This window comes from Sporocytophaga myxococcoides (assembly GCF_000775915.1).
Taxonomy (GTDB): domain Bacteria; phylum Bacteroidota; class Bacteroidia; order Cytophagales; family Cytophagaceae; genus Sporocytophaga; species Sporocytophaga myxococcoides_A.
This window is the reverse complement of the sequence record NZ_BBLT01000004.1, coordinates 226,387-240,534: the sequence shown is the minus strand read 5'-3', so window position 1 is coordinate 240,534 and position 14,148 is coordinate 226,387. Positions and strand designations below refer to the sequence as shown.

14 protein-coding genes and 1 other RNA gene are annotated in these 14,148 nt (G+C 36.5%); 9 read left to right on the top strand and 6 right to left on the bottom strand.

Going from position 1 to position 14,148, the window contains the following annotated elements; genetic code table 11:
- The first annotated feature begins 2 nt into the window (after nt 1-2).
- Entirely contained in the window at nt 3-1,421 is a 1,419-nt protein-coding gene (locus tag MYP_RS11240; RefSeq protein WP_045463134.1) for a CCA tRNA nucleotidyltransferase, read from the top strand.
- 145 nt (nt 1,422-1,566) lie between these two features.
- Here the strand turns inward: MYP_RS11240 and MYP_RS11235 are convergent, their stop codons facing one another.
- From MYP_RS11235 to MYP_RS11220, 5 genes are all read right to left on the bottom strand, one after another.
- On the bottom strand, nt 1,567-2,268 hold the full coding sequence (locus tag MYP_RS11235) for a cell division ATP-binding protein FtsE (protein ID WP_045463131.1): 702 nt from the start codon (nt 2,266-2,268) through the stop codon (nt 1,567-1,569).
- A gap of 3 nt (nt 2,269-2,271) precedes the next feature.
- Complete coding sequence (locus tag MYP_RS11230; protein WP_045463128.1) at nt 2,272-2,475, bottom strand: hypothetical protein; 204 nt, start codon at nt 2,473-2,475, stop codon at nt 2,272-2,274.
- Between the two features lie 32 nt (nt 2,476-2,507).
- Entirely contained in the window at nt 2,508-3,164 is a 657-nt protein-coding gene (fsa, locus tag MYP_RS11225; protein WP_045463126.1) for a fructose-6-phosphate aldolase, read from the bottom strand.
- An 84-nt stretch (nt 3,165-3,248) separates the two neighbouring features.
- Nucleotides 3,249-3,348, bottom strand: an RNA gene (gene ffs, locus MYP_RS25710) — signal recognition particle sRNA small type.
- Nucleotides 3,349-3,547: 199 nt separating this feature from the next.
- A complete protein-coding gene (locus MYP_RS11220; RefSeq protein WP_045463122.1) occupies nt 3,548-4,579 on the bottom strand; it encodes a rod shape-determining protein in 1,032 nt (343 codons plus the stop codon).
- Between the two features lie 520 nt (nt 4,580-5,099).
- Between MYP_RS11220 and MYP_RS11215 the strand changes: the two genes are divergently transcribed.
- The 7 genes from MYP_RS11215 to MYP_RS11180 all read left to right on the top strand — a co-directional run bounded on the left by MYP_RS11215 (nt 5,100) and on the right by MYP_RS11180 (nt 12,652).
- Nucleotides 5,100-5,321 (top strand): hypothetical protein, encoded by a 222-nt coding sequence (locus MYP_RS11215; protein WP_045463872.1) that lies wholly within the window; start codon nt 5,100-5,102, stop codon nt 5,319-5,321.
- A 239-nt stretch (nt 5,322-5,560) separates the two neighbouring features.
- Nucleotides 5,561-7,090, top strand: coding sequence for a glutamine-hydrolyzing GMP synthase (gene guaA / locus MYP_RS11205; protein WP_045463116.1), 1,530 nt, complete (start codon nt 5,561-5,563; stop codon nt 7,088-7,090).
- Between the two features lie 13 nt (nt 7,091-7,103).
- Complete coding sequence (locus MYP_RS11200) at nt 7,104-8,846, top strand: hypothetical protein (protein WP_197060062.1); 1,743 nt, start codon at nt 7,104-7,106, stop codon at nt 8,844-8,846.
- Between the two features lie 4 nt (nt 8,847-8,850).
- On the top strand, nt 8,851-10,149 hold the full coding sequence (gene hemL / locus MYP_RS11195; RefSeq protein ID WP_045463110.1) for a glutamate-1-semialdehyde 2,1-aminomutase: 1,299 nt from the start codon (nt 8,851-8,853) through the stop codon (nt 10,147-10,149).
- Nucleotides 10,150-10,172: 23 nt separating this feature from the next.
- Nucleotides 10,173-10,982, top strand: a complete 810-nt coding sequence (gene proC, locus MYP_RS11190) for a pyrroline-5-carboxylate reductase (RefSeq protein WP_045463108.1) — start codon at nt 10,173-10,175, stop codon at nt 10,980-10,982.
- Between the two features lie 307 nt (nt 10,983-11,289).
- Nucleotides 11,290-11,718, top strand: a complete 429-nt coding sequence (locus MYP_RS11185; RefSeq protein WP_045463106.1) for a hypothetical protein — start codon at nt 11,290-11,292, stop codon at nt 11,716-11,718.
- A gap of 169 nt (nt 11,719-11,887) precedes the next feature.
- On the top strand, nt 11,888-12,652 hold the full coding sequence (locus MYP_RS11180; protein ID WP_156140504.1) for a hypothetical protein: 765 nt from the start codon (nt 11,888-11,890) through the stop codon (nt 12,650-12,652).
- Between the two features lie 83 nt (nt 12,653-12,735).
- Here the strand turns inward: MYP_RS11180 and gldC are convergent, their stop codons facing one another.
- Nucleotides 12,736-13,071 carry a gliding motility protein GldC gene (gene gldC, locus MYP_RS11175; protein WP_045463102.1) on the bottom strand — a complete coding sequence of 112 codons (336 nt, stop codon included), beginning with the start codon at nt 13,069-13,071 and terminating at the stop codon, nt 12,736-12,738.
- A 69-nt stretch (nt 13,072-13,140) separates the two neighbouring features.
- On the opposite strand from gldC, the gene MYP_RS11170 reads away from it, so the two are divergent.
- Nucleotides 13,141-14,148 carry an endonuclease/exonuclease/phosphatase family protein gene (locus MYP_RS11170; RefSeq protein ID WP_052430108.1) on the top strand — a complete coding sequence of 336 codons (1,008 nt, stop codon included), beginning with the start codon at nt 13,141-13,143 and terminating at the stop codon, nt 14,146-14,148.

Here is a 14,148-nt window from a genome sequence, read left to right as displayed (position 1 = left end):
TAATGAATTTTTCAGAACTTTTAAATGGTAACAAATTATTCAATATTGTTGCCGAAGCTTCCAGGGAACTTGGAGTTGATTCTTATGTGATTGGTGGTTATGTCAGAGACCTTTTGCTGAAAAGACCATCCAAAGATATTGATATAGTTAGTGTAGGTAGTGGTATAGCATTGGCTCAGAAAGTGGCTCAAAAGATGGGAGACCTTCCTGTTGTTGTGTTCAAAAACTTTGGAACCGCAATGATCAAGATGGATGAGGGAGAGCTTGAATTTGTAGGTGCCAGAAAAGAATCATATAGCAGGAACTCAAGAAAACCTGTAGTAGAAAACGGAACATTACAGGATGATCAGAACAGGAGGGACTTTACCATAAATGCTCTTGCTATTAGTTTAAATGAAAATAACTATGGTGAGTTGCTGGACCCTTTCAATGGAATGTCTGACCTCAAGAGAAAAATAATTAAAACTCCCCTTGACCCGGGTATTACATTCTCTGATGATCCCCTCAGAATGATGAGGGCAGTAAGGTTTGCAACCCAATTGGGCTTTGATATTGATCCCAATACATTTCAGGCTATTATTGATAATAAGGAAAGGATCAATATTGTCTCTTGCGAAAGAATTTCTGATGAACTTAATAAAATTGTTTTAAGCCCTAAGCCTTCTTATGGTTTTAAACTGCTCTATCATTGTGGTTTACTGGAAATTATTTTTAAAGAACTTACAGATTTGCAAGGAGTGGAATCTGTTGGGAACAGAGCACACAAAGATAACTTTTATCACACCTTGCAGGTGTTGGATAATGTTGCTGAAAAGAGCAATGACCTTTGGTTGAGATGGGCTGCTATTCTTCATGATATAGCAAAGCCGGCTACCAAAAGATATGACGAAAAGATCGGCTGGACATTTCATGGCCATGAGGAATTAGGAGCGAGGATGACCCCTCATATTTTCAGAAAGCTTAAGCTTCCTTTGAATGAAAAAATGAAGTTTGTGCAAAAACTTGTACGTCTCCATTTAAGACCAATTGCACTGGTTAAAGAAAATGTTACAGATTCCGCTCTGAGGAGGTTGTTATTTGAAGCAGGAGATGATATTGATGCACTTATGACATTGTGCCGTGCTGATATTACTTCCAAAAATGAAGTGAAGGTTAAGAAGTATCTCACAAACTTTAATTCTGTAGAGCATAAATTAAAAGAAGTTGAGGAAAAAGATAAGCTGAGAAATTTCAAACCTGTTATAACCGGAGAGATTATTATGGAAACATTTAATCTGACTCCGGGGAAAGTTGTAGGAGATATTAAAGACGAGCTTAGAGAAGCAATATTGGCAGGAACTATTAAAAACGAATATGAAGAAGCTTATCAGTTTATGTTGGAATTTGCTTCGGATCGATTTAATCTGCAACCTGTAAGATAAATTTGGAGTCCGACTTTAGCATTAAGCGTATTTACTTAATTTTTCAAGATTCTTAGTTGGACAAAAACAGGTAAATATTTTTAGATTTTGACTAAGTTAAGCTTAGTGTGTATCAAGGAATATTTATCTTCCCGCATTTATTCTATTAGGACTTACTTTCCAAATCATCTTTTGAATCCAGCAGGACTCTGTCTTTGATTTTTAAGATTCTATTGGGGAATTTATTAATCAGCTCATAGTTATGAGTAGCCATGAGCACAGCTGTACCACTGTTGTTAATTTCTTTGAAGAGATTAAAGATTTCCTCAGCAACTTCAGGATCCAGGTTGCCAGTTGGTTCATCTGCAAAAAGGATAAGGGGCTCATTTATTAATGCCCTTGCAATAACTATTCGTTGCTGTTCACCTCCGGACAGTTGATGAGGCAATTTAAAAGATGCAGCACCCAGTCCTACGCGCATCAACACTTCGGATAATCTTGCTTTCATGGCAGCATTGTCTTTCCAGCCAGTAGCTTTCATTACAAAAAGAAGATTATCGGAGATATTCCTATCGTGAAGCAACTGAAAATCCTGAAATATGATACCAATCTTTCTTCTAAGGTAAGGAATTTTGGATCTTTTGGTTTTGGAGAGATCGTATCCTGCGACGTAGATTTTTCCTTTTTCAAAAGGAAGGTCAGCATACAGCGATTTTAATAATGAGCTTTTTCCGCTACCAGTTCTTCCTATAAGATAGACAAATTCACCTTTGTTAATGTCAAACGTTATATTGTCCAGGACTAGTTTGTCTTCCTGATATATGCTCAGATCTTTAACAGATACTACAGGTTCTGAGGAAAATGCCATCGATTATATTTTCAGTTTTTGAAGTTTTCCAAAAGGAAGATCTTTTATTACTTCTTCCAAAAGTTTTTCTTTACCCTCAAGCCCTGTTTTCTTTGGAAGTTTCACAGGGCGATCTGCCCGGAAATAAGCTACCAAAACGAAGTTTTCGTCTCTTAATTGAATGTAATCTGGAATTTTAGCTTTTCCTTTTACTTTGATAATGTACATTCTACTGAGCTTATTTCCGGCAAGATTCCTGATTAACCATTAAGCTTTTTATGATCTGCTAGAAACTTCTGCAAACCGATGTCTGTCAATGGATGATTTAATAAACTTGTAATCACGCTTAGAGGGCAGGTTGCAACATCAGCACCAATTTCAGCACATTGAATGATGTGCATTGGATGTCTTACCGAAGCAGCCAGTACTTCTGTTTCAAATCCATAATTATCATAGATCTGAACGATCTGGCTTATAAGCTCAAGTCCGTCAGTAGAAACGTCATCAAGTCTGCCAATAAAAGGAGATATGTAATTAGCTCCGGCTTTTGCTGCCAGAAGTGCTTGTCCAGGGCTGAAGCAAAGGGTACAGTTTGTTCTGATTCCGTTTTTAGAGAAATATTTTATCGCTTTAATTCCATCTTTGATCAAAGGAACTTTTACAACAATTTTCTCATCAATTGTAACCAGTTCTTCTCCTTCTCTGATGATACCTTCGAAATCAGTTGCAATTACTTCTGCACTTACATCTCCGTCAGTAATATCGCAAATAGCTTTATAATGGGCAAAAACGTTATTTTTCCCTTTAATCCCTTCTTTGGCCATTAAACTCGGATTCGTTGTAACGCCATCTAGCACACCAAGTTCATGAGCCTCTCTTATTTCATTAAGATTAGCCGTGTCAATAAAGAATTTCATTATTTGAATTATTTTTTACAAAGTGAAGGTACAAATCTAAGAATTTATTTCAACCTGAGTATAGGTTGGAGATAGCTATAAAACAAAAATGGCAAATCGTATATCGCACCGCTCTACCGTCTACCCTTGCTTCCTTCCGGACCTGGGGGGGTTCAACAGGAGCTGGTCGTATAGATTTGCCGGTGCAAATGTATATGAATTAATATTAGATTCAAAAGCTAAAGAGAAAATATTAATTTAAATCAATAATAATTTTTATTTAAGTTGAGAAACAGGTGGTTGAAGAGTAATAATATTTTCTTTTAAAATAAAAATACAAGAAAAGTGCCGGAGACAGGAATCAGAATGAAACCAGTTATCTCCGGCATAGGTGAGAAGGAAAATTATCTTACCAGTATATGCTTCATTGATTTTAATTTTTTCAATGAAGTGGAAGTTCCTTTTATAACTGATAATAAACTGTTTTCACAAAGATGAACTTTAAGCTTTGTCTTTAATTCCAATCTTTTGTCAAGTCCCTTTAAATTACTCCCTCCTCCTGTAATATGAATACCTTTCCTGTAAATGTCTCCAGCAAGTTCCGGTGGGCAGGTTTCTAGTGTCTTTATCACGGATTCTTCGATTACTGATATCGATTTTTCCATTGCAGCGGAAACCTCTGTATAATTAACTGTTACCTCTTTAGGAAGTCCGGTCATCATGTCTCTTCCGATTACAGTAAAATTAGCAGGTGCTTCATCCAGCTCCTGAAGGGCTGCGCCTACCTCGATTTTAATTCTTTCTGCTGATCTTTCTCCTATTAACAGGTTATGGCTCCTCCTCATAAAGTTCAGAATATCTTTATTGAGTTGATCGCCTGCAATTTTCAAAGATTGATTACATACTACTCCGCATAGGGATATAACTGCAATCTCTGTAGTTCCGCCACCGATATCTATTACCATGGAGCCGTTCGGTTCCTCAATATCTATTCCGATTCCTACAGCAGCAGCTATAGGCTCATGTATAAGGTATAGTTCTTTTACGCCTGCATTTTCAGCCGAATCTCTAACAGCTCTTTTTTCAACTTCAGTTGCCCCGTACGGAATGCAAATCACCATTTTCTGGGCAGTTTTAATAAGAGATTTTTTGCCTTCAAAAATCATTTTGATCATTCCTCTGATCATTTGTTCGGCTGCATTGAAGTTAGAAATAACACCATCCTTAAGCGGTCTTATGGTTTTGATGTTTTCAGGAGTTTTTTCGTGCATTTCCATAGCTTTTCTGCCAAGGGCAACGAGCTCTCCCGTAATTGTATCCACTGCAATAATAGATGGTTCGTTTAGAACGACCTGGTCGTTTAGCATGATCAGAGTATTGGCTGTTCCCAGATCCATGGCAATTTCATTATGAAAAAGATTTCCGAATAAACCCATATTATGGTTGATTATTTATTTTTTGAAGCTTTGTTTGATCAGTCAACATCAATAATGTTTTTAAAAGTTCATCATGATTTAAGAAAATATAAAGATTGGATTATGATTTGTTAATAACCTTTATTGCAATCTCTAGTTAGTATGACTCTATGCAAGTAACATTATATAATTGTTATGAAATTAATCAGTAAATACAATTATTATGATGCTTAAGAGGTTTGTTTAATAGTGAACACAAAATAATATTGATGCATTCTCTCCTTTATATTATACTACATGAGCTGGATTAGATCAACAAAATAAAATCATGGCATTAATTTGGAAAGAAGATAGAAGTTTCTTTATTAGTGTAATGGTTAAAATAATAATTATAGTATTCAGTATTAATAACTTATAGTGGATTATGCCAAGGAAAAGTTGAACGAAATATGAATCCGCAGAATTTTATAATCAAGATGAATTTTTTAAAAATATTTGTTGTTAAACCGGAGTAAGAATAAGTAGTATGGTAACAAGTCAAATGAAAAGGAATAATGTAAAGATCCAGTACAAATGTATTAGGACGCCTGATAACAAGCAGCTAAAAGATTTTAAGGAGAACCAGATTTATCGCGGTAGATCCTTTAATGACCTCTTTGAGGTGTCTACAGAATGGGCAAGTCATAAGCCGACTTTTTTGTTGGAGAAAAAAGATTTTGAAAAGTATTTTGAATTGCTGACACCAATAGAAGCAGGAGTATAACATTACTTCATGTTAGAAAAATGAACTAGAAAACCTGCAGATGGCAGGTTTTTCTATTTTATGGAATATTGTTCCTTTTCTTCAAAATTTCTCTAAGACATTTCAAAAAAACAACTTTCAGCTTTCAACTTTCAGCTTTCAGCTTTCAGCTTTCCACTTTTTCCAGTATGTTTATAACTTGTTCCGGAAAGGATTTACTTTTTTTGGAAAAACCGGACAACTAATGTTAATTTTACATTATGACTGAAAAAATATTAATTCTGGATTTCGGATCCCAGTATACTCAACTTATAGCCCGTAGAGTCAGAGAGTTAAATGTTTACTGCGAAATTCACCCTTTCAATAAAATTCCTCCTGTTGATTCAAGTGTAAAAGGTCTGATACTATCAGGAAGCCCATGTTCTGTTCGCGAAGCTAATGCTCCGGACGTAGATTTAACACCTTTTAAAGGAAAAATGCCTGTTCTTGGAGTTTGTTATGGCGCACAGTTAATGGCCCATAAAGCAGGCAACGATGTATTGCCTTCAAAGATAAGAGAGTACGGCAGAGCCAAACTTGTGAGCATTCACAACACAGATAAGCTGATGAAAGAGATAACGCCTGATTCTCAGGTTTGGATGTCTCATGGAGATACTATCTCAGGCCTTGATGACAAATTTGAAATTCTTGCCAGCACAGAATCTGTAAAGGTAGCTGCATATAAAGTAAAAGGGGAACAAACCTACGGAATTCAATTTCACCCAGAGGTAACCCATTCTCTTGAAGGTAAAGTAATTTTAAGAAACTTCGTTGTACACATCTGTGGCTGCAGTCAGGATTGGACTCCGGATATTTTCATTGATTCTACTGTTGCTGAACTGAAAGCTACTTTAGGGAATGATAAAGTAGTATTAGGTTTATCAGGAGGAGTGGATTCTTCTGTTGCTGCTGTACTTATTGATAAAGCTATAGGTGACAGACTTACCTGTATTTTTGTCGACAACGGATTGTTGAGAAAAAATGAGTTTGATGAGGTTTTGGCATCCTACAAAGACATGGGATTGAACGTGATAGGGGTTGATGCAAAAGAACAGTTTTATTCAGCTTTAAAAGGACTTTCTGATCCGGAACAGAAAAGAAAAGCGATCGGAAGAGTTTTCATAGAAGTCTTCGATCAGGAAGCACATAAAATCTCTGATGTGAAGTGGCTTGGACAAGGCACGATTTATCCCGATATCATAGAATCCGTTTCTGTTAAAGGACCTTCAGCAACTATTAAATCACACCACAATGTTGGTGGCCTTCCTGAAAAGATGAAGATGAAAGTTGTAGAGCCTTTAAAGACTCTATTTAAAGATGAAGTAAGAATAGTTGGAAAATCTCTTGGAATAGACGATACAATCCTTGGTCGTCATCCTTTCCCTGGTCCTGGTCTCGCAATCAGAATACTTGGAGATATTACCGCTGAAAAGGTTTCTATACTTCAGGAAGTTGATCACTTGTTCATTTCAGGCTTAAAAAGAGTAGGAGAATATGATAAGGTTTGGCAGGCAGGAGCAATTTTACTTCCCGTTAAATCTGTTGGTGTAATGGGAGATGAAAGAACATATGAAAATGTAGTAAGTTTAAGGGCTGTTACAAGTACCGATGGTATGACTGCCGATTGGGCCCATCTTCCTTATGAGTTTCTTGCAGACATTTCCAGTGAAATTATCAATAAAGTAAAAGGAGTTAACAGAGTAGTTTACGATATAAGTTCAAAACCACCTGCTACCATTGAATGGGAATAAAATGATCAACCGGATGAAAAAAATCTCATATGTACTAAGCTTTCTTGTTCTATATTTTATCTCTAATAATGTTTTAGGACAAACGGATTATCAGGGACAATTCCTGATTGGTAAAAACTTCCTTAAAGAAGGTAAGTACCAACAGGCGATGGATGTTTTTCTTCCGTTGACCAAAGAAAGCGAAGAAAATAAATTCGAAGCTTATTCTGCCTATTACTATTCTCTTGCTGCTCTCAAAAGCGGAAAGCTGAATGAAGGAAAAGCAATGGTCATGCAGATCAGGCAAAGGTATCCGGACTGGGACAAAATAGAGGATGTGAATTATCTTTATGCTAATCTGTATTTTGAACAGCAGAGATATTTTCAAGCCATAAAGATTCTTTCTTCCCTGAATTCTAAGGAACTGAAGCAGGATGCAGATAAGCAGAAAAACTACTATTTGCAGAAAGCCCCATTAGATACGCTCAAAAATCTGCAAAAACTTTTTCCAAATGATGCTGTGATAGCAAAAAATCTTATCAATAAACTTAGTTATACTCAGCTGAATGAGAAGGATAAGATGTTGCTGGAGTACCTTAGACAGGAATTTAAATTGGAAAAGGAAGATCTTCAAGCTACACGAGCCTCTGTAAAAAAACAGGAATATCATGTAGCTGTGCTGTTTCCTTTTATGGAAAAACAATTAAGTTCTGAGACATGGGGTAAAAGTTATCAATATGTCTTTGAGTTGTATGAGGGGATGAAAATCGCAATTGATTCTCTGAAAAAAGATGGTGTTAGTATTGTGCTCCATCCATATGATACAGAGAAGGATGATGCAAAGGTCGCCCAGATATTGAAATCTCCCGAACTTGTCAATATGGATCTTATTATTGGTCCCATTTTTCCTGCTAACTATCCGCTATCGGCTGAATTTTCTTTAAGGAACAAAATATCAGGAATAAATCCTCTTTCTAATAATATTAAATTCGTGGAAGGTAATCCATATGTGTTTTTATTTCAGTCAAGCCTGGAAGCTCAGGCAGGAAGAGCTGCTGAAATGGCTGCTGCAAAATTTCCTGTAGAACCAATGTCTGTAGGAACGGGAAAGAAAGCCAACACAGCACCTGAAAGAAAAAATGTGTATATATTCTTCGGCCAGGAAAACAGAGATTCTTTATTGGCAACAAGATACAGAGACAGCATTTCTCTGAAAGGATTTGCAGTGACTCAGTTTGAGAAAGTTGCTAAAGATAAACTTAAAAACATGCAAAAGCTTTTGTCTGATTCTGCAAAGCTTTTAGGTGTCAATCATATTTTCATAGCTGCAAACGATCAGGTAATTGCAGCTAACTTCATCAGTCAGATGGAGATCAGTAAATTTTCAACACCTGTAATCACAAGACAGGAATGGTTGCAGTTTCCTTTGCTTACCTTTGAACAGTTTGAAAGGAGAAATGTCCATTTTATCAATCCAGACTATATAGATTATGACAGCTATGCAGTTCAGAGTTTCAGGAATACATTTTTGAAAAAAGCTTATATCATTCCCGAAATTTATGCTTACCAGGGATATGATATGATGAGATTTTTCGGAAATGCATTGAAGAATTTTGGTAATGTATTCGGTTCAGGGCTCTCCGCTCAGGGATTTACCAGAGGGTATACACTATATGGTTATAATTTTACCAATTCAAATTCAAACTTATTTGTTCCAATAGTAAAATTTGAAGGGAACAAAATGGTAGTAGCAAATTCTGTAGATCAGATCAAATAAGTATATGAAGACTGAAAAAAGCCACAAACTTTTTGAAAGAGCCAAGAATGTAATTCCTGGGGGCGTTAACTCTCCGGTAAGAGCATTTAGGGCTGTGGGAGGAAATCCTTTATTTATCAAAAGAGCCGAAGGGGCTTACTTGATAGACGAAGATGATAACAAATATATTGAGTTGATCAACTCATGGGGGCCAATGATTCTTGGTCATGCCAATACGGATATTGAGAACGCTGTTTGTGAAGCGGTTAAAGATTCACTTTCATTCGGAGCTCCAGGAGAAAGGGAAGTATTTATGGCTGAACTGATCACTACTATGATTCCTTCTATTGAGAAGGTGAGAATGGTTAGCTCAGGTACTGAAGCCACAATGGCTGCTGTGAGACTTGCAAGAGGTTATACCAACCGGGCAAAAATCATTAAATTTGAAGGTTGCTACCACGGCCATGGGGATTCATTTCTGATTGCTGCAGGAAGTGGTGCAATTACCCTTGGCGTTCCGGATAGCCCTGGTGTTACTCAGGGAGTGGCCAATGATACACTTACAGCTCCTTTTAATAATCTTAAAGCAGTTCAGGATCTAGCAGCTGCCAATAAAGGTCAGATTGCAGCTATAATCATTGAGCCTGTAGCAGGAAATATGGGACTGGTTGTACCGGAAACAGGCTTTCTGCAAGGGCTTAGAACACTGTGTGATAACGAAGGCATTGTCCTGATCTTTGATGAAGTTATGACAGGTTTCAGATTGTCTAAAGGAGGAGCTCAGCAAATTTTAAATGTGAAACCAGACATTACTACTTTAGGAAAGATCATCGGAGGTGGAATGCCTGTTGGGGCTTATGGAGGAAAAAAGGAAATTATGGATTTTGTTTCTCCTGCAGGACCGGTATATCAGGCAGGGACTCTTTCCGGAAATCCTGTGGCTATGGCGGCTGGTTTGGCAATGCTAAATTATTTAAATACCCATCCTGAAGTATATACTCATCTGGAAAATATCACTGCCAGAATCTGTGAAGGCTTTGAGAAAAACCTTAAAGAGCTTGGTATAAAAGGAACAGTAAACAAGATCGGATCTATGTTTACATTATTTTTTACAGATCAGAAGGTTAAGGACTTTGAAACAGCCAAGACTTCTGATACCGCCCTTTTTGGCAGATACTTCAGAGCAATGCTGGAAGAAGGAGTTTATCTTGCTCCCTCACAATATGAAAGTCTGTTTATTTCAACGGCAATTACCGAAGAGCTTGCAGAAAAGATAGTAAATGCAAATTATAAAGCATTAAAAGCTGTGCTTCAAAATGCTTAAAAGAGAATTAATATAGATTGAATATGAGAATTGCAATTCTTGGCGGGGGAAATATGGGTACTACCTACGCCAAAGCCTTTGTTAGAAGTAACATTGTAAAAACAGGTGACCTGCTTATTATTGAAAAACATCCTGAGAAACGTAAAAGTCTTAGAGAGGAGGGTGTGGCTGACCTTAAGGAAGAAATAAACGAAAGTTTATCTACCTATGACATTCTGATTGTTGCAGTAAAACCTCAGGATTTTAAATCTCTGGTTCCGGATCTGGTAAAGGTTTTAAAGCCGAGTCAGCTGATTATATCAATTATGGCAGGAATTACGATTTCAACTATTCAGACGCTTCTGAAACATGACAAAATTGTGAGAGCAATGCCAAATACTCCTGCGCAACTGGGCTTTGGTATAACAGCTTTCACTGTTTGTAAGGATGCATCACTTGATCAGATATCTATCGTTGATACATTGCTGGAAACTACTGGTAAAGCAATTTTTATGAAAGATGAAGAATTGCTGGATGCCGTTACTGCACTAAGTGGAAGCGGGCCTGCTTATTACTATTATTTTGTGAAACATATGATAGAAGCTGGAAAGCAAATGGGAATGGAAGAACCTGTTGCTGCCATGCTTGTAAAACAAACAATGCTGGGAGCTTTCCAGATCATGAGCAATAGTAAAGATTCCCTGGATGATATGATTAAAGCTGTAGCTTCCAAAGGCGGAACAACCGAAGCAGCTCTGAATTCTTTTGAAAAATCAAATGTAGGGCAGGATATCATTGAAGCATTAAAATCAGCTGAAAAGAGAGCGAAAGAGCTTTCCAGAGAGTCAGCCTGAGGAGCTTTAAAAGTATAAAGTTAAAAGTATAAAGTTAAAAGTAGAAAGTTAAAAAAATCTGTAGGATTCATTACTTTCTGCTTTTAATTTTTGTCTCCAGTGAGACTTTCAAATTTTGAAAAACACTTTTTTTCTACTTTCAACTTTAAGCTTTCAACTTTTTACTTTTAAAAAACTTTTCGCTTTAAGCTTTCTGCTTTACGCTTTACGCTCCATATCTATTGATTAATAGATAATTATCCTCTTGTATTTTTATCCCTATAACTATTTGATTTTTTCCCTGGTTAGATTTATAAAGTCATTAATAATGAAAAAGCAATGGGGAGTTCTGCTGATGTTCATGGTGATGTTCTCAGTGGTCAGCGCTCAGGAGACTGAAAGTTATAAATCGGGAGGGCCTGTGAAAGACCTGTGCGTAAAAAGAATAACTCAAGTAAAAGATAGCATCAATACTAGTTTACAAAATGTAGCTTACCTGAGTTCGAAAAAGATAAGTAGTAATATCAGATATGACTTTGAAGCTGAACTTCAGCAAAATCTGGATGCAAAGAATATTTACTATAAAGATACTTCTACTGATTATGTAGAAGAAGTGAAAAAGCTAAAAATGCTTCAATGGCCTTTCCAAAAGAGACGAGGAGAAAGAGAGGGTTCGGCAAGAAGGGTTCGATATGAAAGAAGAGGACACGGAGAGGCCGGCAGGGACATGCAGGTAGATGAAGAGGTGTGTATATAGTTGAGGCGAGTGTTTCTGTTGCAGAATTTTCCGGAAAGTATTAAATGTTGATTGTGGGGAAGAGCTTACCGGAAAATTCTTTCACTTTAATAATTAAGGAAAAACAAAGGATGTTTTTCCTTAGTTATTTTATAAGAGTAGAATTAGTTGGTGATTAAACGTGAGAGATATGAGAGTAGGAAAATCGCTATTAATGATAATAATGGGAATAGGTTTTTCATTTATGACTATTGCCCAGGAAGATGATCAGGATCTGCAGGGAAGAGTCCAGTATGAAAGAAAAGAAAGTGAGCCGACTGTTAAAAGTAATCCTTCAAAGCCTGAGGTAGTGGAAGGTGAAATGGAAATGTCTCCTTCTATGACAAGGTTGTTTGAAAATAATCTTGCTGATCCGGAGAAGGAAGTCGAAGTCTTAAGAGTAATTGAAGACAAGGCCTTTATTCAGTCTTTGTCCGGACAAAATGATATGCCAGAAGACTTTGAATATAAGGATGATAAATTTGTACTAAAATATAAACGTTCCGGAGCCGAAGAAAAAATTAAAGCAGAAGGGGACCCTTCGGAATTTGTTGCTAAGTATAATGCATTCAGGCAGAATCAGGGTATCACCCCCGTGGAAACTCCGATAAGTAGAAAGGAGAGTCTATTTGCTGAGCCTAAAGAGGTAAATACCTCTACCAGAGGCGTAGATGCCAATACCAGAGCAAGAAATTATGAGCCTGAACAGATGAATATTATCAGAATAGGTGTTCCTATAGAAGAAACGGAAACTTGTCCTATGAATAACCCTGCTATGAAACAAAAGCAGATGAAAATGAAACGAAGTTGTCCTGGTCATTCAATAAATAAAGGTAGTAGTTCCACTGAAGATTATCACTACAATTCTTCAGGGGGTGAAATGAAAACCAAGAGGGAAAAGTATAAATCCAATTAACAGGATTTATAAATAAAAACTGAAAGTCTGGGATTATACTTCCGGACTTTCAGTTTTTATTTATATTTCATTTATAAGAATCTTTATTGCTTATTAAGGTTCTCAAGATGTTTTACCAGTTTACGACATAAAGCATGCATCTCCTCTGCCATAATATCATCACCTGTTGAGGTTTTTACAGTTTCAGCCATTCCTCCGATAGCTTCAATGAAGAAGCGTTTCATTTCATCTACGGGCATATCTTTTTCCCAAAGGTCTATACGCATAGTTGATTGTTGCTTTTGGTCCCAAATATTGAGGCTTATAGCTTTTGCTTCGGAAAGACTTCCCTGAGGGCTATCTGTAGCATCCCATTTTATCTTCTCTGGAATATTTTCGCTGTCTAGTTCAACTACAAATTTGATCTCTGATTTTTTCATTAATTATAGTCAGGTAATTTTTTCTTTACTCAAATTTACTTTTAATTTATAGGATTTCCATTACTTCTTATGAAGAAAATACTTTGGCTGTTCCTTACTCTTATAGTTACCTTCGTTTTATCCTTTTGTCTTCCTGATGAAAAATCTGATGTAAATACAATAGCATTTTATAATGTCGAAAATCTTTTTGATTATCACGACGATCCTGAGGCAAATGATGATGATTTTCTGCCCGGTGGTAAATATCACTGGACTCAAAAGCGATATGAGAAAAAGCTTAAGCAGATTGCGACTGTAATGAGTAAACTAGGTGATCATGATGGACCGGAATTGCTGGGATTAGCGGAGATAGAGAATAGCCATGTGCTAAAGGATCTCATTAATGTTAGTGCTTCATCGGATATTTATGGATTTATTCATCAGGAATCTTGCGATAACAGGGGTATTGATGTGGCACTTTTATATAAAAAAAAATCATTTAAACCATTATCTCATAAGCTATATTCTCCTAAAAGCATGGAAGGAGTAAAGTCAGGTTTAAGAGAGCTTTTATTGGTAAAAGGAATTCTGAATAAGGATACAACCTATCTGCTTATAAACCACTGGACATCAAGAAGGACAGGGGTGGAAAAGTCTGAAAGAAAAAGGCTAATTATGGGAATGTTGGTCAGAGAATTGTGCGATTCACTTTTCAAAATTAATAAAGACTCTGAAATTATTGTAATGGGAGATTTTAATGATACTCCACATGATCCAAGTATTGTGGAAGTTATAATGGCCAAAGGTGATGCAGAGAAAATGGGAGAGGAGGATCTCTTTAATGGATTTGGAAATTTTGATGCTTTGAAAATCGGATCTACTAAATACGGAAAAAATTGGCTGACCTTTGACCAGATCATGATGAGCAAAGCATTTTATAAACAGCATTATAAAAAAGGCTCTTCAGAGATTTATCATCCGGAGTGGATGCATTATAAAAGTAATCTGATGAATGGGCCTTACAGAACTTTCTCCGGGTCAAAATATCAGGAAAATGGTTTTAGTGACCATTTTCCTGTATTTATCAATTTCAAATAG

Coding starts and splice junctions, on each gene's coding strand:
- MYP_RS11240 (WP_045463134.1), top strand. CDS start 3: ATGAATTTTTCAGAACTTTTAAATGGTAACAAATTATTCAATATTGTT.
- MYP_RS11235 (WP_045463131.1), bottom strand. CDS start 2,268: ATGGCATTTTCCTCAGAACCTGTAGTATCTGTTAAAGATCTGAGCATA.
- MYP_RS11230 (WP_045463128.1), bottom strand. CDS start 2,475: ATGTACATTATCAAAGTAAAAGGAAAAGCTAAAATTCCAGATTACATT.
- fsa (WP_045463126.1), bottom strand. CDS start 3,164: ATGAAATTCTTTATTGACACGGCTAATCTTAATGAAATAAGAGAGGCT.
- MYP_RS11220 (WP_045463122.1), bottom strand. CDS start 4,579: ATGGGTTTATTCGGAAATCTTTTTCATAATGAAATTGCCATGGATCTG.
- MYP_RS11215 (WP_045463872.1), top strand. CDS start 5,100: ATGAAAAGGAATAATGTAAAGATCCAGTACAAATGTATTAGGACGCCT.
- guaA (WP_045463116.1), top strand. CDS start 5,561: ATGACTGAAAAAATATTAATTCTGGATTTCGGATCCCAGTATACTCAA.
- MYP_RS11200 (WP_197060062.1), top strand. CDS start 7,104: ATGAAAAAAATCTCATATGTACTAAGCTTTCTTGTTCTATATTTTATC.
- hemL (WP_045463110.1), top strand. CDS start 8,851: ATGAAGACTGAAAAAAGCCACAAACTTTTTGAAAGAGCCAAGAATGTA.
- proC (WP_045463108.1), top strand. CDS start 10,173: ATGAGAATTGCAATTCTTGGCGGGGGAAATATGGGTACTACCTACGCC.
- MYP_RS11185 (WP_045463106.1), top strand. CDS start 11,290: ATGAAAAAGCAATGGGGAGTTCTGCTGATGTTCATGGTGATGTTCTCA.
- MYP_RS11180 (WP_156140504.1), top strand. CDS start 11,888: ATGAGAGTAGGAAAATCGCTATTAATGATAATAATGGGAATAGGTTTT.
- gldC (WP_045463102.1), bottom strand. CDS start 13,071: ATGAAAAAATCAGAGATCAAATTTGTAGTTGAACTAGACAGCGAAAAT.
- MYP_RS11170 (WP_052430108.1), top strand. CDS start 13,141: ATGAAGAAAATACTTTGGCTGTTCCTTACTCTTATAGTTACCTTCGTT.